This window comes from Rhodothermaceae bacterium (assembly GCA_009838195.1).
In the GTDB taxonomy this organism is placed as follows: Bacteria; Bacteroidota; Rhodothermia; order Rhodothermales; family Bin80; genus Bin80.
The window spans coordinates 188,756-212,826 of the sequence record VXSC01000036.1; the positions used below are offsets into that span (position 1 = coordinate 188,756).

12 protein-coding genes are annotated in these 24,071 nt (G+C 51.8%); 4 read left to right on the forward strand and 8 right to left on the reverse strand.

Annotated elements, in window-relative coordinates:
* Positions 1-22: 22 nt before the first annotated feature.
* Entirely contained in the window at positions 23-1,525 is a 1,503-nt protein-coding gene (locus tag F4Y64_08525) for a Gfo/Idh/MocA family oxidoreductase (protein ID MXX97640.1), read from the reverse strand.
* 143 nt (positions 1,526-1,668) lie between these two features.
* Here F4Y64_08525 and F4Y64_08530 point away from each other — a divergent pair, with 143 nt between their 5' ends.
* On the forward strand, positions 1,669-3,288 hold the full coding sequence (locus tag F4Y64_08530) for a glycoside hydrolase family 32 protein (GenBank protein ID MXX97641.1): 1,620 nt from the start codon (positions 1,669-1,671) through the stop codon (positions 3,286-3,288).
* Positions 3,289-3,647: 359 nt separating this feature from the next.
* On the opposite strand, the gene F4Y64_08535 is transcribed toward F4Y64_08530, so the two are convergent.
* The gene (locus tag F4Y64_08535; GenBank protein MXX97642.1) at positions 3,648-9,386 is read right to left on the reverse strand and encodes a leucine-rich repeat protein; all 5,739 of its coding nucleotides are present in this window, start codon (positions 9,384-9,386) and stop codon (positions 3,648-3,650) included.
* Between the two features lie 822 nt (positions 9,387-10,208).
* On the reverse strand, positions 10,209-11,078 hold the full coding sequence (locus tag F4Y64_08540) for a hypothetical protein (protein MXX97643.1): 870 nt from the start codon (positions 11,076-11,078) through the stop codon (positions 10,209-10,211).
* Positions 11,079-11,148: 70 nt separating this feature from the next.
* Here F4Y64_08540 and F4Y64_08545 point away from each other — a divergent pair, with 70 nt between their 5' ends.
* Positions 11,149-11,958 carry a carbon-nitrogen hydrolase family protein gene (locus F4Y64_08545; GenBank protein ID MXX97644.1) on the forward strand — a complete coding sequence of 270 codons (810 nt, stop codon included), beginning with the start codon at positions 11,149-11,151 and terminating at the stop codon, positions 11,956-11,958.
* 49 nt (positions 11,959-12,007) lie between these two features.
* Here the strand turns inward: F4Y64_08545 and F4Y64_08550 are convergent, their stop codons facing one another.
* The gene (locus F4Y64_08550) at positions 12,008-12,886 is read right to left on the reverse strand and encodes a hypothetical protein (protein ID MXX97645.1); all 879 of its coding nucleotides are present in this window, start codon (positions 12,884-12,886) and stop codon (positions 12,008-12,010) included.
* 146 nt (positions 12,887-13,032) lie between these two features.
* On the opposite strand from F4Y64_08550, the gene F4Y64_08555 reads away from it, so the two are divergent.
* Entirely contained in the window at positions 13,033-16,254 is a 3,222-nt protein-coding gene (locus F4Y64_08555; protein ID MXX97646.1) for a glycosyl hydrolase, read from the forward strand.
* Positions 16,255-16,258: 4 nt separating this feature from the next.
* On the opposite strand, the gene F4Y64_08560 is transcribed toward F4Y64_08555, so the two are convergent.
* Entirely contained in the window at positions 16,259-16,852 is a 594-nt protein-coding gene (locus F4Y64_08560; GenBank protein MXX97647.1) for a YceI family protein, read from the reverse strand.
* Positions 16,853-17,250: 398 nt separating this feature from the next.
* Here F4Y64_08560 and moeB point away from each other — a divergent pair, with 398 nt between their 5' ends.
* Positions 17,251-18,357, forward strand: a complete 1,107-nt coding sequence (gene moeB, locus F4Y64_08565) for a molybdopterin-synthase adenylyltransferase MoeB (protein MXX97648.1) — start codon at positions 17,251-17,253, stop codon at positions 18,355-18,357.
* A gap of 61 nt (positions 18,358-18,418) precedes the next feature.
* On the opposite strand, the gene F4Y64_08570 is transcribed toward moeB, so the two are convergent.
* Genes F4Y64_08570 through aroC form a run of 3 tightly spaced genes read right to left on the reverse strand, consistent with a single transcriptional unit; the run spans position 18,419 to position 24,064 of the window.
* Positions 18,419-20,191: a carbamoyltransferase gene (locus tag F4Y64_08570; GenBank protein MXX97649.1), complete on the reverse strand. Its 1,773-nt coding sequence runs from the start codon at positions 20,189-20,191 to the stop codon at positions 18,419-18,421.
* On the reverse strand, positions 20,188-22,851 hold the full coding sequence (locus tag F4Y64_08575; protein ID MXX97650.1) for a valine--tRNA ligase: 2,664 nt from the start codon (positions 22,849-22,851) through the stop codon (positions 20,188-20,190). The genes F4Y64_08570 and F4Y64_08575 overlap by 4 nt, the downstream gene beginning before the upstream one ends.
* 28 nt (positions 22,852-22,879) lie before the next feature.
* On the reverse strand, positions 22,880-24,064 hold the full coding sequence (gene aroC, locus F4Y64_08580) for a chorismate synthase (protein ID MXX97651.1): 1,185 nt from the start codon (positions 24,062-24,064) through the stop codon (positions 22,880-22,882).
* Positions 24,065-24,071: the final 7 nt, after the last annotated feature.

The following is a 24,071-nucleotide window of genomic DNA, read 5'->3' on the forward strand; positions in this document are numbered from 1 at the left end:
AGCCTGAGTAGCTGGGCCCTTCCTATACCGCCCACCCCTCGCGATACTCACGGGTCATGAACTCATGCGGAACGTTTTCGCTGAGTACCTTCATGTTCTCGGCATCCCAGGTAATCTGTTCCCCGGTACGCAACGCAATGGTACCCAAACAGGTCGCTTCGGCGAGATCTGCGATATTTATAAAGCTCCCCCGGCTTTGCTTGCCCTCCCGGATTGCTTCCATGTACTCGTCCACAGAATCTTTCACCTCTTCTGCAGGCCTACTTGCTGGCAAGGATCCCTGAAGAGCAGTCATTCTACTTTCGGGTAGAAGCCGAAAATTAGACCCAAGGAAATTCCCGAGAATCGTTCCATATTCACCCACGTATAGTACTCCCTGATTGGGAAGTTGCTCACCCGGTGCCAATAAACCCTTCGCTACGCGTGGTTTCATGCCACCGTCATACCAGAAAATATCCAAATCCCGATGCTCAAAATGCACTGTACTTGCCGTTGGGAACGCGACTTCCGAACGGCGCCACTGACTTTGATTCCCCACAATGGTTGCACCTGTGGCAGCGTTGGATTCCACGCGAATCACCGGACCAGGGTTCAGCATCCGGTAGGTCCTCCATAAGCTGTATTGTCCCATATCCCCCAGACAACCGCTGCCAAACTCAAACCATCCCCGGAAAAGTGCATGGGTGTAATCAATGTGGTAGGGACGATCCGGCACACATCCCAACCACAGATCCCAGTTCATCCCATCGGGGACTGCCATCTCCTCTTTGGGATTCTCGATCCATCCTTGGGGCCATATAGGGCGATTGGACCAATTATGAACCTCTTTCACCTTCCCGATCACCCCTTGGTCCAGCCATTCCCATAGCTGATAAAGTGCCGGATCATTGTTCCACGCCATAAGATGAGTGGTTACATCTGTTTCTTTGGCAATTCGAACGCTATGATGCACTTCATGCAGCGTGTTGGCAAGTACCTTGTGGGAAACCACCGCCTTGCCTGCCTTCATCCCCGCAATATTCACCGCCCCGTGAAGATGTTCAGGTGTCATGTCAATGATGGCATCAATGCCCTCAGATTCGGCCAGCATCTCTCTGTAATCCGCATAAAGCTTTAGACCTTCCCAATCACCCTGCCCACGCTCGTTCGCATAATACCCCTCAACCACCTCCTTCACGGCCATTAGCCCAGCCCGAATGCCTGTTTCGGATCCCCAGTTGGGATTACCAAGAAATTCACGTATTGAATTGCGGAGGCCATGGGGGCTCCAGTCGCGATAATCCTCCGAGTCTGTATTGGGATCACAGATTGCAACCAGATTGAGATCCTCCCTTGGCAGCCAATCGCTCATCAACTGACGTAAGGCCTGCGTTCCGCAGCCGATCAGTGCGACGTTGACCCGGTCACTGGGAGCAATACGACCCGGCCCGCCAAAAACTTGCCGGGGGAGCACCGCGGCAACAGATGCAGCCCCGGTAGTGGTCGCAATAAATTCGCGTCGATTGAAATTTTTTATTCGTGACATGACTCTCTGGAGTTGTTGAATACCTAAGCCTATAAGTTAGCACAATTGTTCGGCTTTTGCACGATCAATTATCTATCACCGTGCCTGGAACTCAAATCAGGGACAGGGCAGGCTGCTGCAATCAGTCATTCACATAAATCCTGGTGATTTCTGTCGGGCAAGATGCCGGTCTGATGCAACGAATGCCCTATATTTCAAGTTCTCATGAATCACGACTAGAGACCTGTAGCATGGCACTTCGATTTCGCAATTTCCTGACCCTGTCAGTCATCCTCGTCTGCTTTGGTCATTACCAAAGCACGGCCCAAGAAGTGACGTATCAGGAGCTATTTCGACCGCAATTCCATTTCTCACCCGCCATCAACTGGATGAATGACCCAAACGGGATGGTGTATTATGATGGAGAGTACCACCTTTTTTACCAGCACAACCCCGAAGGTATTCGATGGGGACACATGAGCTGGGGCCACGCAATCAGCACAGATTTGGTCCACTGGACGCACATGCCACTTGCACTCCCAGAGACGGATAGCACGATGGCATTTTCTGGAAGTGCCGTGGTAGACTGGCAGAATACATCCGGCTTCTCTACTTCCGAAGAACCTCCCCTAGTTGCCATCTATACCGCACATTACCCCGACCAGAGAAAACAAGCGCAATATCTTGCTTATAGTAATGACCGCGGAAGAACATGGATACCCTATGAAAATAACCCCGTACTTGATATTGGGATGGCGGACTTCAGGGATCCAAAGGTGTTCTGGTATGCCCCCGAGGAAAAATGGGTCATGGTTATCGCGTTATCCCTTGAGCGAAAACTCCACTTCTATGAATCCAGGGACCTAAAGGAATGGAATTTTTTAAGCTCCTTCGGACCTGCTGGCAATGCAGACGGGATTTGGGAATGTCCCGATCTATTTGAGCTGGATATAGAGAATGAGCCGGGCGTGTCGCGCTGGGTACTTGAGGTGGATCAGGGAAGCGAGGCGATCGCGGGAGGATCCGGTGGCCAATACTTCGTGGGAGACTTTGATGGGACGACCTTCACGCCAGGGCATTCGGATACACGTTGGGTGGACTACGGAAAAGATTTCTATGCTGCTGTGTCCTGGTCAGATGTACCGGCAGACGACGGACGTAGGATTTGGTTGGGATGGATGAACAACTGGTTGTACGCAAACGATATTCCGACCTACCCATGGCGAAGTGCGCAAAGCATTCCACGTACATTAACCCTGCGGCGCATCGACGATGAACTGCACCTAGTCCAGCGCCCTGTGGAAGAATTACAGACCTTGCGCCGAGATCAATTGCGGATCGAAGATCAGATTCTCACTGGTGTCATGGATCTTGGAGAAGCGTTTGCTAGGAAGTCGATGGAGCTTCTGGTTGAATTCGAGATCGGAGATAGCGACGAGGTTGGCCTTCGTGTTCACACTTCAGATGACGAGGCGACCGAGGTCAGCTTTAACTTCCTGCGCGGAACGATTTCTGTTAATCGCCGCGAGTCAGGGAAGATAGATTTTCACCCGACCTTTTCGGGACACTATCATGGCCCGGTACATGGATTTAAAACCCGGGTCCAACTGCATATTTTTGTGGACTGGTCTTCCATTGAAGTATTTGCCGAGGATGGGGCCGTTGTTTTTACGAACCAGATCTTCCCCGCAATGGAGAGTAACCGTCTGGAGCTCTACGCAAAAGGAGGTCCGGCACGTTTGGTATCACTGGATGTCTGGACACTGGACTCAATCTGGAAATAGCCTTGATGCCTCTGAGAGCGGTTGACTATTCGATACCCCCCGAGTAATTAGAGAAAATCGTATCTCGCAATAAAGCACAATGGGAGGAAGGTCCGGTATGCCATCGCTGCAAGTTGACCACACACTGAATCTGCAGACTCGGTTGGCTTTAAAACAGTGAAGTGAGAAACCTGGAAACACTAAGGGATGCACTTGGACAAAATCCGTTTTACCTATCAGATTTGACCAACCAAAACATGCAGATACGGAAGCGAAATCGACGGGTGGATGCTCATTGTTGGGTCTGTTTTGCCGGTATAGGGTAGAAATACCCGATTGCTAGGCTAGGAACAATGCCCAGGATCATCTGAGCTCAAGTCTCACCATATTCTTCTTAATTGCAGGCGTATTTGATGCTGGAATTGGGTTTTTTCCGTCATCGAGTCTCGTCCGGTTGCTCCAACAAAGAGTCGAAGGTGAGTTGGATTCGTGTGTGCGAATGCGAATTCCCAGCCCATTTGATACCTTCGTCGCGATTCCCGCCATTCAAGGCCAACTTCTGGTTGGGTAACGAGCCTTCCCCTCAGGACTTTGAAGCCATAGCCTGCTTCCAGCCTGAAGTCCCCGGGTCCAAACTTGCCGGAATCCGATGCATCCATGAAATGCGTTTCCAGGGTTTCTGCCCGCAGGAGGCGGTCCGTCCCACCGAACACCTCGGTGCCCATGGTTTGCTCTAGGCGGACATGGATGCCAGATTCAGAGTAAGGGGTCGGATCCCAGATGACTGCCGCCACCATTCCCTGCTCGTGCAGGCCTGGTGCTTGATGGGTCAATACGCCGCGTGCCTGTACTTCCATGCTCAGCCCCCGAGTCGACGTAGACACGACCAGTCCCGCGCTCATATCTATCCCGAAGCCCGTGTCTGCATCTCCTCCGTCATGCCGAACGGCTATCTCCAGGGCGGGCTCAATCCGTACATCACGCCCTAGTTGCATGCCACGCACGGTTCCTTTGAGCCCCAGACGCAGGCGTGTCATCTGGGCAACATCCCGTGAGAGTGCCTCGGTCTGACTCGCGGTGGTTCGTACCACCAAGGCGTCCGAGCGTAGCCCCAGTTCCAGTCGGCTGGCAATCGTCCGAACACGCCCATAGACACCCCCGCCGCCCATCATCAGATGCAGGGGGCTCTGAAAACGCCGCGCACCTCCTCCGTCCAGCGTCAGGTCTCCGCGTCCATACCCTGTCACTGCCCAGACTCGTACACGGGAACTGATCACATAACAGACATTCGGATAGACTCCGGTCAGTCGTCCTGAAACCTGTCCGCTGTCCGATCCAAAATCATAGCCTCCGTCTGCATTCGTATAGTTTGCCAGAACACCCAGTGAGATACCGTGCCGCCGCCAATTTGCCCCCACCATGCCGCTAGTTATTACCCCGTCTATCTTTGAAGCATTTTCTGAACCTTGGAACCGCGAGCGGGCTCCCTGTCCCCAGAAGGTAACCCCCTGGTCTGCTTCCGGATTCCCAACATGCCGGAAAGATGTTCCCCTCACCAGATTAGGCTGAATCAGCGTGTGAGTCATCACCGGCCCTGATTCGCCACTACTGGGGACGATCGAATCCAGATCCTTCCGCTTTAGACGCACGTAGTGGGGCAGAGATGACAGCGCGACGGGGTGTCCTGCCAGATAGACTCCATTGGGGCCAGGGCGTGACTGCCGCCCGTCGCACGCGGTTGCCTCCAGAATCTGATCCGCAACCACGCGCCCAAACCGAGCCATCCACGCCTGACGGATTCGTCCAGTTTGCAATACTTCACGCGGGGAACTGCTCAGATCTTCTGAAAATCCCGCGTCATCCAGAAACCGGACCCGAACCACTAGACGTGCACCTACATCCGCCGCCACCGGAACATACGTGTCTGCATCTGCACCTGAAATCGGAAGCGGCTGCCTCGCCTTCATCCGAAACCATTGATAGCGGTAGTTATAAGGCGGACTGCCTCGCTCTGCGTTACTGGTTCCATCCACATCCGTGATCTCTTGCGTGGACACCCGAAGCGGCTCGCCCACCTGCATGTACCCGAGGATTTCGGGCTGTCCCGTAGCGGCGTCATTGACCGATTCCACAACAACCGTCAACGTAGCCGACGAATGGCTCTCCAATGTCCCATCGCTCACCTGAAAGGTGAAACTCGTGTACGGCAGCCCATACCCATCTACCACCGGCACAAACACCAACGCTCCCACACCAATCTGCTCAACCGCCACCAGCGTATTGGCGACCACCTCGGTTCCCTCCAATGTGAGCGTGCCGACCTGTGGGCGCGCCGTTATTCGGACCCCTCTCAATGGATCTCCATCCGGGTCACTATACCCGAAGTCTGAGACCTGAAACCGGTACGGAGTATCCTCTATTGCCGTCACCGTGACATCTCTGGCAACGGGCGCCGTCTCGGTCTGATTGGTGATCGTGAGTACAATCTCCGCTGGAGGCGTTATACCTTGGGCATTGGTCGCGGCTCCCTGTACCGTGACCATTTTGTCCGCAGTATGCACATCATTATCCACCGCGGTGATCGTCACCTCTCCCGTACTGGTCGTTGCTCCGGCCGCAATCGTGAGCGTCCGGTTGGAGCTCAGCGAATAGTCAGATGTGGTGGCCGGTTCCTGAGGCTGTACGGTGATCGTCACCGCAGTCTCTTCACTGGATGGCCGGTCCAGACGTGCCGTGACGGTCGAAACGCCCCCGGCTTCGCTGATGGATGCAGGAGACACGGTCAGCGTTGCCACGGGGGCCGGATCCTCATCGGTGAGCATGAGCACGGTTCCGGTCACATTCATCCCCTCCACGGGCGTCGTCCCCGTAACCAAGACCGTCTCATCAGGCTCGTCAATGTTATCTGGAGTTGGAGTAATGGTAAACCTCCCAGCCCCGGAAATCTGATCCGCCGAAATTGTGATATCAAAGGACGACACTGCGCTGTAGTCGGTTCCTGCCGCAGCGATGCCATCCCCCACCGATACCGTTACCTCAGTGTCGGCCCCGCGCGCGACATCCAGCGTCGCAGTCACGGTCACAGCCGTGCTTCCCGCATCTTCATTCACCTCAGATGGAGCGACCGCAAGCGCGACCCCCGTGGCCTCGTCATCATCAATTATCGTCAGCACGACCTCTGTGGAAGGGGGAATTCCCTGGGCGTTGACCGCGGTCCCCTGTACCATTACCTTCCTGTCCGCAGTATCAACCTGATTATCTATCGCGGTGATGGTCACCTCCCCGATACTTATCGTACTTCCTGCAGCAATCGTTAGCATCGGGTTTGCGCTCAGCCTATAGTCGAACAAGGTGCGCAAATCCTGGGGCTCTGCAAAAATCGTCACCGTGGTCTCTTCACTGGATGGTCGGTCCAAACTTGCCGTTACGGTTGAAACGCCCCCGGCTTCGCTGATGGTTGCGGGAGACAAGGTCAGCGTCATGGTTGGAGATGGATCTTCGTCGGTGATCGTGAGCGTGGTTCCCGTCACGGCCAGAACACCCACCGAAGTCATCCCCGTAATCAGGACCGTCTCATCGGGCTCGTCGATGTCATCCGCAGTCGGGACAAAGGCAAACGTCCCTGCCCCAGAGAACTGATTCGCCAAAATTGTAATTTCAATGGACGACACTGCGCTGTAGTCGGTTCCTGCCACAGCGGTGCCATCCCCCACCATCACCGTTACATCGGTGTCGGTGCTCCGCACAGCATCTAGCTTCGCCGTCACCACTACATCCATGCTTCCCGCGTCTTCGTTCACCTCAGAAGGAGCAACCGTGAGCGTGATCTCGGAGGCCTCGTCATCATCGGCAATCGTCAACGTCACATTCGAAGGACCGATAACTCCTTGCACATTCTGTGCTGAACCACCAACCTGAAACATCTTGTCCGGTAAATCAATCGTATTGTCTACCGCCGTAATTGTGACCTCCCCTGTACTGGTTGTTGTATTCGCTGCGATCGTGAGCGTCGTGTTTTGACTCACAGCGTAGTCACTGGTCGTAGCAGGGGAATCCGGGACCACCGAAACCGCGACCGTCGTCTCCGCGCTGGACACTGCGCTCAGCGTCGCCGTGACCACCGTACGCCCACCCGCTTCCACAATGGTTGCCGGTGTTAATACCAAGGTCACCTCTGGAGACGGATTTTCGTCGAGTATCGTGAGAGTAGTTCCGGTCACGGCAAACCCCTCCACCGGCGTTGCCCCTGTGATCAGGACCCTCTCATTGGGCTCGTCAATGTCATCTGGAATTGGGGTGAAGGCAAAACTTCCTGCCCCGGATAACTGATTCGCCGAAATTGTAATATCAAAAGAAGACACTGCGCTGTAGTCGGTACCAGCCACAGCGGTATTATCCCCCACCGTCACCTCGGTATCGGTGATCACGACGAGGCTGCCTGTTCGCCCGGATGCGGTTACATCTCCCACCGCGACCGTTACCTCAGTATCTGTGCCCCGCGCGGCATCGAGCGTCGCCGTCACCATCACATCCGTGCGTCCCGCGTCTTCATTCACTTTAGAGGGGACAACCATGAGCGTAATCCCGGAGGCCTCGTCATCATCGGTAATGGTCAACGTCACGCCCGAAGGACCCGTAACTCCTATTGCATTCTGCGCAGTGCCTCCAACCTGATACGTCTTGTCCGGCGCATCAATCGAATTGTCTACTGCCGTGATCGTGACCACCCCCGTACTCAGCAGTTCCCCTGCCGCAATCGTGAGCGTTGTGTTTGAACTCAAGGTATAATCACTGGTCGAGGCAGGAGAATCCGGGACCACTGACACCTCGACCGTCGTTACCGCGCCAGACTTTGCGTCCAGCTTAGCTGTGACCGCCGTACTCCCGCCTGCCTCAGGGATGACTGTTGACGTTAACATCAGGACCACCTCTTGGGTTGTACAGACCACGATAGGCGAATAACCAGTAATCGTGATCTTCCCTTCATTTACCAGATCAACGATCGTTTGAGGCAGGCAGATAATGGGATTACGGCCAAGCTCTACTGATAGCCCTTCAATTCCCTCAAAGATGTTCGCAGGCAGGCTGCTGAGAGAATTAGTTCTTAAGTTCAGCGTAGTTAAGCTGGAGAGTCCGTTAAGGAGATCCTCGTCTAGACTGGTGAGAGAATTAGAGCTTAAGTTCAACGTTACTATGCTCGAGAGTCCGTCGAAGAGATCCCCAGGCAGGCTGCTGAGAGAATTATTGTTCAAGTTCAGCGTTACCAAGCTGGAGAGCCCGTCAAAAAGATCCCCAGGCAGGCTGCTGAGAGAATTAAAGTGTAAGCTCAGCGTTACTAAGCTGGCGAGCCCGTCAAAAAGATCCTCGTCCAGACTGGTGAGACTATTAAAGTATAAGTACAGCGTTGTTAAGCTGGAGAGTCCGTCAAAGAGATCCTTATCCAGGCTGGTGAGACCACTGAAGCTTAAGTCCAGCGTTGTTAGGCTGGAGAGTCCGTCAAAGAGATCTGCAGGCGGGCTGCCGAGGGAATTGCTGCTCAAGTCCATTGTTACTAAGCTGGAGAGTCCGTCGAAGATATCCACGTGAAGACTGGTCAGGGAATTCCCGTCCAAGGTTAGCGTTACTAAGCTGGAGAGTCCGTCAAAGATATCCTCATGCAAGCTGCTGAGAGAGTTGGACCTTAAGTTCAGTGTTTCCAAGCTGGAGAGCCCGTCAAAGAGATCCTCCTCCAGACTGCTGAGAGAATTATTGTTCAAGTTCAGTGTTACCAAGCTGGAGAGTCCGTCAAAGAGTTCCTCGTCCAAGCTACTGAGAGAACTATTTCGTTGTAAGCTTAGCGTTGTTAAGCTGGAGAGTCCGTCAAAGAGTTCCTCATGCAAGCTGCTGAGAGAATTATTGTTTAAGTACAACGTGGCTAAGCCGGAGAGCCCGTCAAAATCATCTTCATCCAACGATGTGATACTCTTGTTGCTTAAATCCAAGGTACTGACGCTTGATAACTGAGCTGAAGTAACTGCGTCGCATGTCAAACCACTTACATCTATTTCATCTAGTATTTCTGCTTCCACTTCAGCCGTCCGGTCACAAATATCTACTGTCTGGGCACGAGTATCAGGCACAAAGAAAAACAAGAAAAGGCTGAACACCACGCCTAAGAAGCCGTGGAGAGATGAAATCTTCCCACAATTGAGGTATGTTACCCCGTTGTCATCTGACCTGAAAAATCACTGATTTTGAAAAAAATGTGCACCTTTTTCTTTCCTAAATAATACAGATGCCCCAAATAATGTGCAATAAATACTTCCAAACAGGTTTGATTTCAAATCTACTCGCCCTAGATTTCTGCGCCCAGCAATGTCCGCGCCTCCCATGTTGATATCCCCGCTACCCCTAATTCCAAACCATCAATCGTTGCCGGCTGGCCTGAGGTGAACGATACGCATTCCGTCACATCATATGATTCACCGTCGAAGCAGCCACATCGCTTCTCCATAGGTCAAACTACATGAAATGACGTAGCTTTACGAAATACATAGAGCCCTGTAGCCTTATCTGACGGTCGTCCTGCGATACCAGGGATGCAAACTAAGTACGCTTTGGAGTGATTAAGGAAGCTGACGACTAGAAATACAGCTGAGGATCTCCGGTAAAGACCAGTTCATTTTCCCAAGATCACAGGCGTTTTGAGCTTGTGTTTCGTATCAGTTAACGCGGGTAGCCCTTTGGGAGCAACCAATTGCCCCTACGTCTTGAACAGCTAGGAGGATCTGTTCCCAAGGGAATGCCGTGATTCCATCTCGGGAAATTTGTGCCATAGAGTACTGATAAAGGGACAGTCAAAACGTCACAGGGACCGATCGGATTTCGCTTTCGATTGCATGCAATGAGCCTCCTTTCTCTGGCCTGAGTCTATGATCTTTACCTCATCAGGTATAAAATCATCACTGCTCAGGGTTCGGCATCGAGGCGATCCGTGCGCCACTACTGGGCATGACGAGTCGGCTTTCGTCAAACGGCTGGGTATATGAATGTTCACTGGAGGCTGCTTCATAGTATTTATCCCCCTTCGCTCCCCCTGAAAACCCATATCCTTCAAACTGGGATGGAACCGTCAATCCGTCAACGGTCACGTAGCCCTTATAATACAAGAGGGTTTCCGACATATTCTCATCAATTGCCGGCCGACCCCGTCCAAACGTGGATCGATACCGAAGAGCATTGACCATATAGGTCTCGGGATGAATGTAGAGCGTGTAATGATCTCCTGGAGCATCCCCTACTCCATCATCGAATGTTGCACGCACGAGATAATGCTCTACACTGTCCAAGAGTGCCGGAGCCAGTACTTCATATTGAATCCCCGGGTCGGCAAGGATAAAGGGAATGGACTGAAAATAATAGCCGGTGGTGGCCATGAATCGGGGATTCGTCTCCAGTGAATCTGGGTAAACCCATGCATCGGTGCCATCCCACACCATTTGGGCTCCATCTGGTGCTGGCTCGCCTCCCATAGACAGGACATCGTGATACACTTGGCGGGTCCGGTTGTGAGCAACCATTTTCGATTCAAGTCCACCTCCAAATCCCCAGACATAGCTGCTTGTCTCGGCGTTGTGCCAGGCATCTAGTCCCCCATGTGCCTCTATCGCACGCAGCACCATCTGTCCCCCTTCCGTCGCCATAAGACGCGCCTCTGTTTCTTCCGTCAATGGATTGTCTTCCAGTTCATCCGTCATAGCCGAATCCGTTTCTGGATTGCTACAGCCAAGGATGAGCGTCAAGGCGAAGAGAACCGTACTGAATATCCGCATCAATTTGGGGGGTTATATGGTTGGAGCTAAAAATATAGGAAATTCCATCGATCATCCACTATTTCTCGTAATGTCAGATTCATTCCTACGTGTTGCCTCGATTCAGATGTGTTCCGGTCAAGATATTCATGCCAATCTGAAACAGGCAAAATATCTCATTGAAGACGCCGCCGAACAGAATGCACAACTTGTGGCCCTTCCCGAAAATTTTTCGTACCTGGACCGGGAGGGCAAAAAGATTGATGCGGTTGAGAATCTTGAAAACGGACCTGCCGTGCAATTACTACGGGAATTGGCTGACTCAAACTCCATCTATATCGTGGGGGGTACAGTACCGCTCTTGGCAAATGAGCGTGTCACGAATACCTGCCTAGTCTTTGGGCCGGATGGTCAGATTATCGCACGTTACGATAAGATTCATCTCTTTGACATCCAGTTGGATGAAGCGCACACATTCATAGAATCTCGTTATATCGAAGCAGGAAAAACTCCCGTTACGTTTGAAGCGCTGGGAGCGACCATGGGGCTCAGTATCTGCTATGACCTGCGCTTCCCTGAACTTTATCGGATCCTGACAGACCGTGGTGCACGGGTTCTCTTCGTACCCTCCGCATTCACGTGGCGCACCGGTTCCTATCACTGGCTGGCCCTGTTGCGGGCCCGTGCAATTGAAAATCTCGCCTATGTCGTTGCACCCGCCCAATTCGGTCGCCATAATGCAGAGCGTGAAAGCTTTGGACACTCCGTGATCATTGACCCATGGGGACAGATTCTTGCACAGGCACCAGACCGGGCGTGTACAATTATCAGCGAACTCAACTTCGCCTACCAAGACCAAATTCGTGACCGCCTTCCCTGCTTAAATCACAGACGCATTTGATTGTGACCCAGTTCTGCCAAGATGGCTTCAAACCAAATCACGAGGCGTGTCAATGAAGCTGGATCAAAGCTATCCGGATTGCTCCCATTCTGGGATCATCTCTCATTTCGTTCCTGCCAGTACGGCTGAACTCCAATTGGTGCTGCGTTAGAATATCCACAACCTCTCCATTCATGCCCGCTGCAAGATCCCTCACCTCTGGATCATCATAGCGCTGCATCTGAATTGGCATATTCAAAAGAGCGGTAAAACGCTCGAAGAAATCAAAGACGATTTCCGCCTTTGGGACACCGACCAAAATGTGGTCCGGTACCGAATACTCGAATACGAGGCAGCCACCGGAGGTCTGAAGTGAGGTCAACGTGTGTCGGTAAACTTCCTTAGGAATGTAATACGAAATTCCTTCCGATACGAGTAACGTAGGTGCATCCGAATCCCAGCCCGCATTGCTCAATATCTCGGTTAGAGATGGAATATCCGCCAAATTAGCCGTCAAAAACGACACGTCAGGGCCGCCGATTTTTTGGTTGATCTCTTCCTTGAGTGACATATTTGCCATATCCACATCGAAAAAATGCGCCTTTGGATAACTTTCTGCAAGATCGATGGGCAATGGATCCAATCCACCCCCTAAGTGGATGACCTGCGCGGTAGGGTTCTCATCCAGATACTTGCGGCAGCACTGTGCTACACCGTACTTTCTGTTGAGAATTTCCATAGTGATCTCATCATGAATATCCTCAAACTGCGCCCTAATCGGATCAGCAGCCGATAAATCAACGCTACTCAATAGAGTACGTGCTGCCGCACCGCGATAAATTTCCTGATTCGCGAATGACAACACAAATGCAGAGGTGGCAGGAACTTCAAACATGTATCTACTCAATTTGTCTGGTGGAGTGTAAAATGGTCGGGCCCTCAAACGCATCCATTCCTAAAAGGCTTCTATTCTACGCCAGCGTGAGCCTTGGTAGTCTTGATTATAGCATCTCGCTCAAAGGCCTGATGGCATTGGCCAACCGAATTTTCGTCGAAAAATACTATATTCAACTTCGTTAAAAAAACAATTGAACCATGCCTTACATCCTCCGCGCATTTTTTGCGCTTGCACTTCTGATTACATTCCCCGTTTCAGCGCAAGACAACTTGGTCAGCGAGACCGATTTCTCCGCTCTGAAACTTCGTAATGTTGGCCCTGCATTTACTTCTGGCCGCATTGCTGACATTGCGATGCATCCTGAAGATGATAACGTGTGGTACGTTGCCGTAGGCAGTGGAGGAGTATGGAAAACGATCAATGCCGGAACCACTTGGGAGTCGCTCTTTGACGGTCAGGGGTCCTATTCAATTGGGGCGATAACCCTTGATTCGAGAAACCCACATACTGTTTGGGTGGGAACTGGTGAAAATGTCGGCGGACGGCATGTGGGCTACGGCGATGGCATCTACCGTAGCGATGACGGAGGCAATACCTGGAATAATATGGGCCTGAAGGAATCGAGGCATATCTCCCGGATCATTGTGCATCCCGATAATAGCGATGTGATCTGGGTGGCTGCACAGGGTCCACTATGGAACAGTGGTGGTGAGCGTGGACTCTATATGAGTACTGATGGTGGTGAGTCATGGGAACGCACACTCGGGGACGATGAATGGGTTGGGGTTACGGATTTAGTCATTGATCCGCGGGATCCCGCAGTTCTTTATGCCGCTACCTGGCAAAGACACAGGAATGTAGCCGCCTATATGGGAGGGGGGCCCGGCAGCGGACTCCACAGAAGCACGGATGGTGGGCAAACCTGGACCCCGCTGACCAATGGTATCCCAAAGTCGAACCTAGGTAAGATCGGACTCGCGATTTCGCCGCAGAATCCCGACATCGTCTATGCAGCCATCGAACTCGACTTGACGACGGGTGGCATTTTCATGTCTGCCGACCGGGGGGCATCCTGGGAGAAGATGTCTGATGCAGTGGCTGGCGCAACCGGTCCACACTATTACCAGGAGCTCTATGCCTCTCCGCACAAAGAGGGAACGATATACCTCATGGATGTGCGTGTTCAGGTCTCCCACGATCATGGTCGTACCATTTCGCTCCTGGAGAACACGACAGATAAACATGTGGATAACCATGCAATGGGATTCCGGATGGATGACCCTGACTACATTCTCATGGGAACAGATGGAGGGCTTTTTGAAACGTTCGATGGCACGGAGACCTGGCATTTTATCGCGAATCTGCCGGTTACTCAATACTACAAGGTGGCGGTTGATGATCAGGAACCCTTTTATCGCATCTTTGGCGGGACACAGGACAATGGCTCTCACGGTGGCCCTTCCCAAACCGATAACCAGCACGGCATCCGCAATGCTGACTGGTTCAAAACCCTTGGAGGAGACGGACATCAATCTGCGACTGAGCCCGGGAATCCCGACATTATGTACGCGCAATCGCAGCAAGGACGATTGCACCGTGTAGATCTCCTCACCGGAGAACAGACCTTAATTCAGCCGCAGGCTGGTCTCGGTGAAAAACACGAAAGATATAACTGGGATGCCCCTATTCTAGTAAGCCCACACGAACCCACCACCATCTATTTTGGATCCTATCGTGTCTGGAAATCAACGGACCGAGGAGACAGCTGGGTGGCAATCTCTGGAGATTTAACTCGCGATCAGGAGCGGCTTGCCCTTCCGATTATGGGGCATGTCCAGAGCTATAATAATCCCTGGGATTTAAATGCCATGTCGGTCTACAACACGATCACATCGCTGGCCGAGTCCCCCGTTGAAGCAGGTCTCCTGTATGTAGGTACCGACGACGGTCTGATTCAGATTTCCGAGGATGACGGCCAGAATTGGCGAAGCGTAGAGGTTGGCAGCATTGATGGAATTCCATCCACCGCATTTGTCAATCACGTGTATGCCGACCTGCACGATGCCGATGTTGTCTATGCAGCTCTTGACGACCACAAGTTTGGGGATCTCTCTCCCTATCTGATCAAGAGCAGTGATCGTGGCCGCTCCTGGACATCCATTGCAGAGAACTTGCCGGACCGAACCCTGATTTGGCGGATCGTACAGGATCACGTAAACCCGAACCTGCTCTTTACTGCAACGGAATTTGGAATTTACTTTACCATTGACGGGGGAGACCAATGGATTAAGCTTGCTTCCGACGCGAATATTTCATTCCGCGACCTCGTGATCCAGCAGCGGGAAAATGATCTTGTTGGTGCATCCTTTGGACGCGGATTCTTTGTACTTGACGACTACACTCCGCTTCGCGAAATCAGCACAGAGCTTCTTTCTCAGGATGCTCATCTATTCTCACCGCGTACAACTAGACTGTATGTTGAGCGTGACGTCGCGGGAGGATCGCAGGGAACCAACTACTACGCCGCTCCCAATCCGCCCTACGGTGCAACGTTCACGTATTACCTCCGTGAAGGATCAAAGACGCTTCGGCAGATTCGTCGGGAAAGAGAAAAGAAGATTGGTGCTGGCGAAGATGTTCCGTTTCCTGGATGGGATGCACTTGAAGCGGAGGAAAATGAGGTTCCCGACAAGGTTTATGTAGTAATCAGAGATGCAGCGAACCAAGTGGCTGGTCGTGTCTCGGGTAGTACCTCCAAAGGGATGCACCGTGTAACCTGGAACCTGAGATATCCTTCTTCTGCTGTTGTTACCCCAGGGAATACAGGGAATAATTCAAGCCAGTACCTTGCTTCCCCCGGTACCTATTCTGCGACGCTGGTACGAGTCAGTGATGGCGTGGAATCCGTACTGTCCGGCCCAGTTACTCTTGAGATCGTTCCGCTTCGTGAACCTGCCCTTGCGGGAAAAACCCCCGATGAAATCAACACATATCGAGCAAGAGCCGCCTCACTCATGCAGCGCGCCAGTCTGCTCTCAGGATCTGTCTCAGAGAACCTCGAATTACTTGAAGCAATGGAAGCAGCACATCTGCGCGCCCCGAATCCCTCGTCTGATTTAACCGCAGAGTTGCATTCTGCCCGATCCGCACTCCTTGAAATCAATCTCATCCTGAGTGGCTACGAGTCGAAAGAGGGGCCAGGTGAGCGGGATGCTCCGACGGTCATGTCAAGATTGTTTGTCGGACAAAGTGGGCTCCGAACTACCTACGGACCCACGGCACTCCACGAGCAATCACTGGACGCAGGAGAGGCGCAACTAGGGGATCTGGAATCCGCACTGACCTCCTTTGTGGAAACCGTACTGCCCGCTGTGACCAGTGCTTTGGAAGCGACCGGTGCACCTCCCATCAGAGAGTAGGAGGCTATTCTCCAGGAACGGCGATGAGTTCAAAGGTGATCACGAGCTCATCGCCGGTCCTGAACTGGCCAAACATCATAGACGGTGGCTTGAGACCGTAATCGGTCATCAGCATCGTGTGCGTTCCCGTGAAATGAACGCTCCCGTCTTCCTGACTGACTCCTTCCACGGGAATCAGGATCTCTTGGGTTGTTGCCGCAATGGTCAGATTTCCTGTCGCGTTGAGCGTGAATGTACCGTCATCTGACGCAGCAAAATCTGACACGGATGCAAGCTCATATACAATCTCTGGATGCTCGTTAGCTTTGAGCGCCCCATACATACCCCGATCCATAATCGGGCTTTTTCTGCTTTTCATCATCTTTGACGGCACAACCAGCTGCACGGACACCACACTGCCCTCTTCATCCATACTTAAGGTACCATCAATCTGCGTTGCATAAACACGCCATTCTGGTGTCGAATTTGACGTTCCGTCCACGTATAAATTGCTCTCGGAAGCTATCGTGTATTCCGTTGTCTGTGCATATACCGGTGCAACCAGTACTAGAGCAAGCACAAGTACATAGGCTAAAAGTCTCAAATTCAAAGAAGGCATGATCTGTCAACGATTTGGTGATATCAATTTTAGGCTAATGAGGGCAGAATTGTTTCAAATTATATGTTGACGCTTACCTGATTTATCTATTTCGGGAGGTTCCATGTCCATGAATTGGCCCCGCAATGCTCGCTTGATGGTAGCTAATCAAGCACGATAGAGCATAACGAATATATGAATGGCCCATCCCATCTCAGATACATCCTAGAATACATCTGATCTCTTATGGGAACGCTATCTTATATTTTGTATCCTGTTTTCGGGAATTTCTCGGAAAATCTAGCTGATGGGGATCGGACGAACCGCAGATGATTCTCCTATATGCCCTCTCATAAATCAATATTGCCCCCGATGATGGAAGGCAACGTGAAATTCAGTATCAGATTCCCCGACTGATCATGCTCAACCAAGCCGAGCATCTACGATATTCACGGCAAATCTCTCTAAATGAGCTAGGAGTTTCTGGGCAACAAAAACTCAAAGAATCTTCCGTGGCCATTGTCGGAGCAGGTGGGCTTGGATCCCCCCTTGCCTTCTACCTCACCGCTGCAGGCGTAGGGCACCTCGGGATTATTGACTTTGATATCGTAGATGCGAGCAATCTCCATCGACAAATACTACATACCGATGAATTTATTGGAGTAGCAAAACTTGAGTCGGCTCTTGTCGCCCTAGAAGCCCGGAATCCTTATGTCAAAATCACCCGGCATGATGTGCGCTTGCAACGAGATAATGCCATGGAAATTCTTGGCAACTATGATGTCGTTGCCGACTGTTCAGATAACTTTGCAACACGCTACCTTGTCAATGACGCTTCTGTGCTTCTTGGCATTCCTAATGTTTATGGAAGTGTGTATCGGTTTGAAGGACAGATCACCGTTTTCGGGGATACAGATGGCCCATGTTACCGCTGTCTACACCCCGCTGCACCCCCTGCGGGCCTGATCCCGAGTTGCGCCGAAAGTGGTGTCCTGGGAGTCTTACCCGGTATCATCGGCACTCTGCAAGCCAGTGAGGTGTTGAAATTGCTGCTTGGCTTGGGTCAATCACTGATCGGCCGAATGATCCTGATCAATACATTAGCTGCAGACTGGCAAACTCTTGCAGTCCCAAAGAAATCTGACTGCCCCCTCTGCGGCGAATCTCCTACGATCGATGCGCTTATGGATTATGAGGAGTTATGCCCCTCAATACCAAGTATTCAAGCAAGAGAATTGAAACTGCTCAAGCAACACGACCTCCCCTTCTTCCTCCTTGACGTTCGGGAAATACACGAAGCGTCCGCCATGACTATGGATGCAAACCTGCAAATTCCGCTGGGTGAATTATCTGGTCGATTATCAGAAATTACTGCAGATTTCAATGACCGTGTGATCGTGCACTGTCAAGCAGGTGTTCGCTCCAAGCACGCAGTACAATTGCTGCAGAGTGCAGGATATACCCGAGCAGCGAGCCTGGATGGTGGCATCCTAGCCTGGCTGGAGCAAAAAGATGAGGATCCGTAATCGCTATGCCGCTATGAGCATGATCGAATGAGTCTGCAAGAGATTGACGGATCCTTGATGCCTAAGCCGTATCGCACTCTCTGTAACCTCGCTGACGATCCTTTTGCACCAAAAAAGAGCCAATCGCCAAAATATCCATACGGGTATTATTGAAACAGTTCACTGCATCCTGAGGAGTGCATACGATGGGCTCTCCTCGAACATTAAAGCTGGTATTGATGAGGACAGGGCATCCCGTCTTGACTTCAAATTCCTGCAGTAACCGGTAGAATAGGGGGTGATCCTGACTGCACACTGTTTGAACACGGGCAGAACCATCTACATGGGTCACCGCTGCAATGGGCGACTCTATATTCTGCTGCCTCTCCAGACCATCTCCCTCTATGTGGGCCCCCTTGACCTGTGCGGTCAAAAGCATATACGGGCTTTCATTTTCGAGATCGAACCATTCACTGCATTTTTCCGCCAGCACTGCCGGTGCAAATGGTCGAAAACTCTCCCTGAACTTAATGGATCGATTCACATGTTGCTGCATCGCCAGGTTCCGGGGATCTGCCAAAATACTGCGGCTTCCCAATGCACGCGGACCATATTCCATTCGTCCTTGAAACCAGCCGATCACTTTCTGACCTACCAATAATTCAGCGACCCGCCGACATAAAGCATCGTCATCCAGCTCCTCATATAGGAGTGAAGCGCAATCCAGTACCGTACGGATCTCGTCCGTTGTGTGTGAGGACCCCAATGTGGCACCCTTCATTGTATCGCGCCTGCCCACCTCGCGGGGAGATCGCATATATTGATGCCATGCCATCAACGCTGCACCGAGTGCGCCGCCCGCATCCCCGGAAGCAGGCTGGATCCATATTTTTTCAAAGAGACCTGATTCCAAAATTTTCCCGTTCGCCACACAATTCAACGCAACTCCACCTGCCATACAGAGCTTCCGGTCACCTGAAACCTTGCCTGCCTGCCGAGCCATTTGCAGAACCGCGCGCTCGGTCACAACCTGGATAGAACGGGCAAGATCAATTTCTTTGCGAGTAATTGAAGATTCAGGAGTTCGGGCAGGACCATCAAAGAGGCGCTCAAATTCGCGAGAGTACATCCGCAGTCCCCATGGAAAAGCAAAATACCGAAGATTCAGTCGGTAGGAGCCATCTTCTTTCAGGTCAATTAACTCGTCCAGAATCGTTTGTACATACTTTGGCTCTCCATACGGTGCCAACCCCATCAGTTTATATTCCCCGGAATTCACCCGAAAACCGCAATACCCCGTGAACGTGCTGTAGAGAAGCCCCAGCGAATGGGGGAAATGAATTTCTTTTTCAAGTACGAGGCGAGACTGATGACCAACTCCGATTGAGGTCGTTGCCCATTCCCCTACTCCATCCGTTGTCAGGATTGCTGCCTGATCAAATGGGGACGGAAAAAAGGCACTCGCGGCATGGCTTTCATGGTGCTCACAGAATAGCAGCTTCCCACGAAAGCCGATCTCTTTACGAAGAATTTCCGGGATCCAAAGACTTCGCTTCAGCCACACTGGCATGGCCTTCAGAAAGGACGGAATTCCCCGGGGAACACTCGCCAGGTATGTCTCCAGGATCCTTTCGAATTTCTGAAACGGCTTATCGTAGTATGCAACTGCACTAAGTTCTTCCGCTTTGATTCCCGCATGACCAAGACACCAGTTAATCGCATTCACGGGCAGTGACGCATCATGCTTGATCCGTGTAAAGCGTTCTTCCTGAGCAGCCGCAAGGATTTCCCCGTCCCTCAGTAAACAGGCAGCTGCATCATGATACCAACAGCTGATGCCGAGAATATAGGTCATGTTTCCGACCAAGCCGCCAGACTGTCACGTAATTTTTTAATTTCTGCCTTGGCATCTGCCTCTTTTTGGCGCTCAAGCTCAACTACTTTGGCAGGTGCACGGCTGATAAATTTTTCGTTCTGCAGTTTTTTCTGGACTCGAAACAGGAAGCCTTCTTTCTGAGATAAGTCTTTGGTCAGACGCTCACGCTCCTCTGCCGGATCGACCATACCCTGGACGTAAACCACCGCAGAACCCACCACCGTAGAGGTGCTCTGAGGTGGTTTGGGAAGATCTACTCCCACATGCAAACGCTCTACGCGGGCAAGCTTGGCGAAATACTCTGTATGGGCAATCATCACTTCAGTCAATCCCGACTGCTCTTCTGATACACTCAGGGTCACTTCTATCTTTTTCCCGGGAGCAACCCCATAGCGGCTGCGAAGATGCCGGATTGATGTGACTGCCTCTTGCAGAAATGTAAACTGCTCCGCTCCAACGGTATCACGTTCATCATTGGCAACTGGCCATCTGGAAACCATACACGCCTCGCCCTCAGCACGAGGACGAAGACGATGCCAGAGCTCTTCCGTGATAAATGGCATAAATGGATGCAGGAGTTGAATCAATTGCTCATAGATCTCTATGGCAAGTGCAATACTCTCCTCGGACAAGGTTGAACCAGATTGGGGTTTGACCAATTCCAGATACCAGTCACAATAATCACTCCGAAACGTCGTGTACAGGAGGTTCGCCGCTTCATTCAACCGGTAACGGACCAGAGCTCCTTCTACAGATTCGATGCACTCGGCAAGCCGCGTAAGCATCCAACGCTCGACTAATTCAAGCTCTTCGATGGATCTGGTGCGCCGATATTCTTTCTTGGGTTCAATAAACCGCCCGAATACATTAAATGCATTCCAGATCTTGTTAGAAAAATTCCGCCCCATCTGAAAGCCCGCGGGATCCAGTCGGATATCCTGGCCCTGTGCACACAAGATCGTGAGATAAAACCGAACGGCATCCGCACCATACTCTTCAATCAATTCCAACGGATCAATCCCGTTCCCTAGACTCTTGGACATCCAGCGACCAAGTTTGTCCTTGATCATACCGGTGATAAATATATCCCGATAAGGCACTTGCCCGGTGAAATAGAGTGAGGCCATAATCATGCGGGCAATCCAGAAAAACAGGATATCGTACCCCGATACCAGTACATCTGTCGGGTGAAAGTACTCCAGATCCGCCTGGGTTTCCGGGTCTTCCTCCGGCCAGCCAAGCGTGGCAAACGGAAAGAGCCAAGATGAAAACCAAGTGTCCAGCACATCTTCCTCCTGGACCATGCCTGGCTCTGGTTGCTCGATCGAAACCACGAACCCTTGAGCTTCATCAACCTCGCCTCTGGAATCCGTATAGTACCAAACTGGAATTCGGTGCCCCCACCATAATTGGCGGCTGATACACCAATCCCGAATCCCTTCCAGCCAGCGGAAATACTCGTTCTCCCATCGCCGTGGATAGAACTTGATCGTCCCATCCCTCACCGCAGTGATCGCAGGTTCCGCCAATGGCTTCATTTTCACAAACCATTGACGAGACAAAAGCGGTTCCACGACTGCCTTGGAGCGTTGTGAGATGGGAACGGTACTTTTATAAGGCTCGATTTTTCCAAGCAGTCCCCCTGCTTCCAGGTCTTTTACGATGCGCTCACGCGCCTCGAAGCGATCAATACCGGCATACGGGCCACACTCTTCAGTAAGCGTTCCATCCTCGGCAATCACACTGAAGATCTCCAATTCATGTCGCTTCCCCACCTCAAAATCATTCTTGTCATGACCTGGAGTAATTTTCAGTACCCCCGTTCCAAACTCCTGTTGGACATAATGATCGGCAATCACAGGGATGTTCCGTCCGGTCAGGGGCAGTTCTACTTGCTTATTGACCAGATCTGTATAACGTTCATCCTTGGGATTCACGGCAACCGCTACATCACCCAACATCGTTTCCGGGCGGGTGGTCGCAACAGTAATATGCCCGGATCCATCTGCCAATGGATAACGGATATGCCAGAGAAACCCATCGCGCTCAACGTTGTCCACCTCTTCGTCAGAAAGTGCAGTCCGGTCTTTTGGACACCAGTTTACAAGGTAATGTCCCCGATAAATGAGCCCCGCTTCGTACAATTTCACAAAGACAGTCTGCACTGCCTTCACGTATCCAGGATCCATTGTGAACCGTTCGCGCTCCCAGTCGCATGAGTCTCCTAAACGGCGTTTTTGCTGAAGAATCCGGTCTCCATATTCATCCACCCACTCCCAGACCTTTTCGATAAAGGCCTCCCGCCCCAGATCAAAACGACTTTTCTTTTCCTCTTCCTTCAGGGCACGCTCTACAACATTTTGCGTGGCAATCCCGGCGTGATCCTTGCCTGGCATCCACAATGCCTCTCTGCCCTGCATACGACGCATCCGAGTCAATGCGTCCTGGACCGTATCCTGAAGCGCATGTCCCATGTGCAGGGCTCCCGTCACATTGGGAGGCGGCATCATAATCGTGTGGGGTGGGTGCCCACTCAAACGATCAGCCCGAAAAAATCCTTTGGACTCCCAGTACTCATACCAGCGAGCTTCTGTTGTTTTGGGATCATAAGGCGATGTACGCCCCCTCTTGTCTTTCATTCCACCGATATCGTGTTAAAAGATGCTCTTAGGTGGTATCCGCAAAACGTTTCCGCATCTCATCCAGAGAATCTGCGCCGAATTTTTCCAAGAATGCATTGGCGATTACCCAAGCTACGGTCGCCTCCGCTACGGTAGAGGCCGCAGGGACGCTAGTCACGTCACTTCGTTCATAGCGCGTAGGCTGGGGCTCACCGCTCGCCATATCCACCGTACCCAACGGTTTGATCAATGTGGGAATCGGCTTCATGTATCCCCGCACAATAATGGGCATCCCGTTCGTCATTCCACCTTCTAGTCCACCTGCACGATTAGATCCACGCTGATAATCTCGTGCATCATTCAGATAAATTTCATCGTGTACTTCTGAGCCCAGGCGTGACGTGTTCGCAATTCCGTCACCAATCTCCACTGCTTTCTGAGCCTGGATTGAAAGGATTGCTTGGGCGAGTTGCCCAGTTAATCGCCGGTCCCAATGGACGTAGGACCCCAGCCCTGGCGGCACTCCCGTCACAATCACTTCGTAAACCCCTCCGAGTGAATCACCGGCGCTTTTTGCCTCCTTGATATGATCTACGCACGCGTTACTGAGTTCTTCATCAAGTATACGCACCTGGCTCTGGTCTGCCTGATCATTGACTGCCTCGGCGCCATTGCTTAGAAGTTCATTCCTTTGTTCGTACCAGCTCTCCTCATTTTGCCAACCAACCTTCCCGATCCGAAGTACGTGACTCCCCACCTGTATCCCAAATTCTTTGAGCAATTGACGAGCAACTGTACAGCATGCCACGCGCATGGCTGTTTCGCGTGCACTTGCGCGATCAATTACGGGTCGAATATCATCAAACCCATACTTGCGCACCCCTTCCAGATCTGCATGGCCAGGACGTGGCAAGGTGACCGGATCAATCCCCTCCCCATCCCCATCAAGGGCCATCACCTGTGGCCATCCACTCTTATCCCGAGTGTATGCTGCATTATCCAATCTCAGTGCAATAGGACTGGCAATTGTTTTGGAAAAACGCACGCCTGAGTAAATATGCACCTGATCCTGTTCGAACTTCGCTCGCCCTCCACGACCAAATCCCAGCCAGCGTCGAGCCAGATGGTGATTAATCATATCCGCCGTGAGTGGCACTCCTGACGGCATCCCCTCAACAATTCCAACCAGCGCCTCACCATGCGATTCGCCGGCGGTTAAGTATCGCAGCATCAGAAGT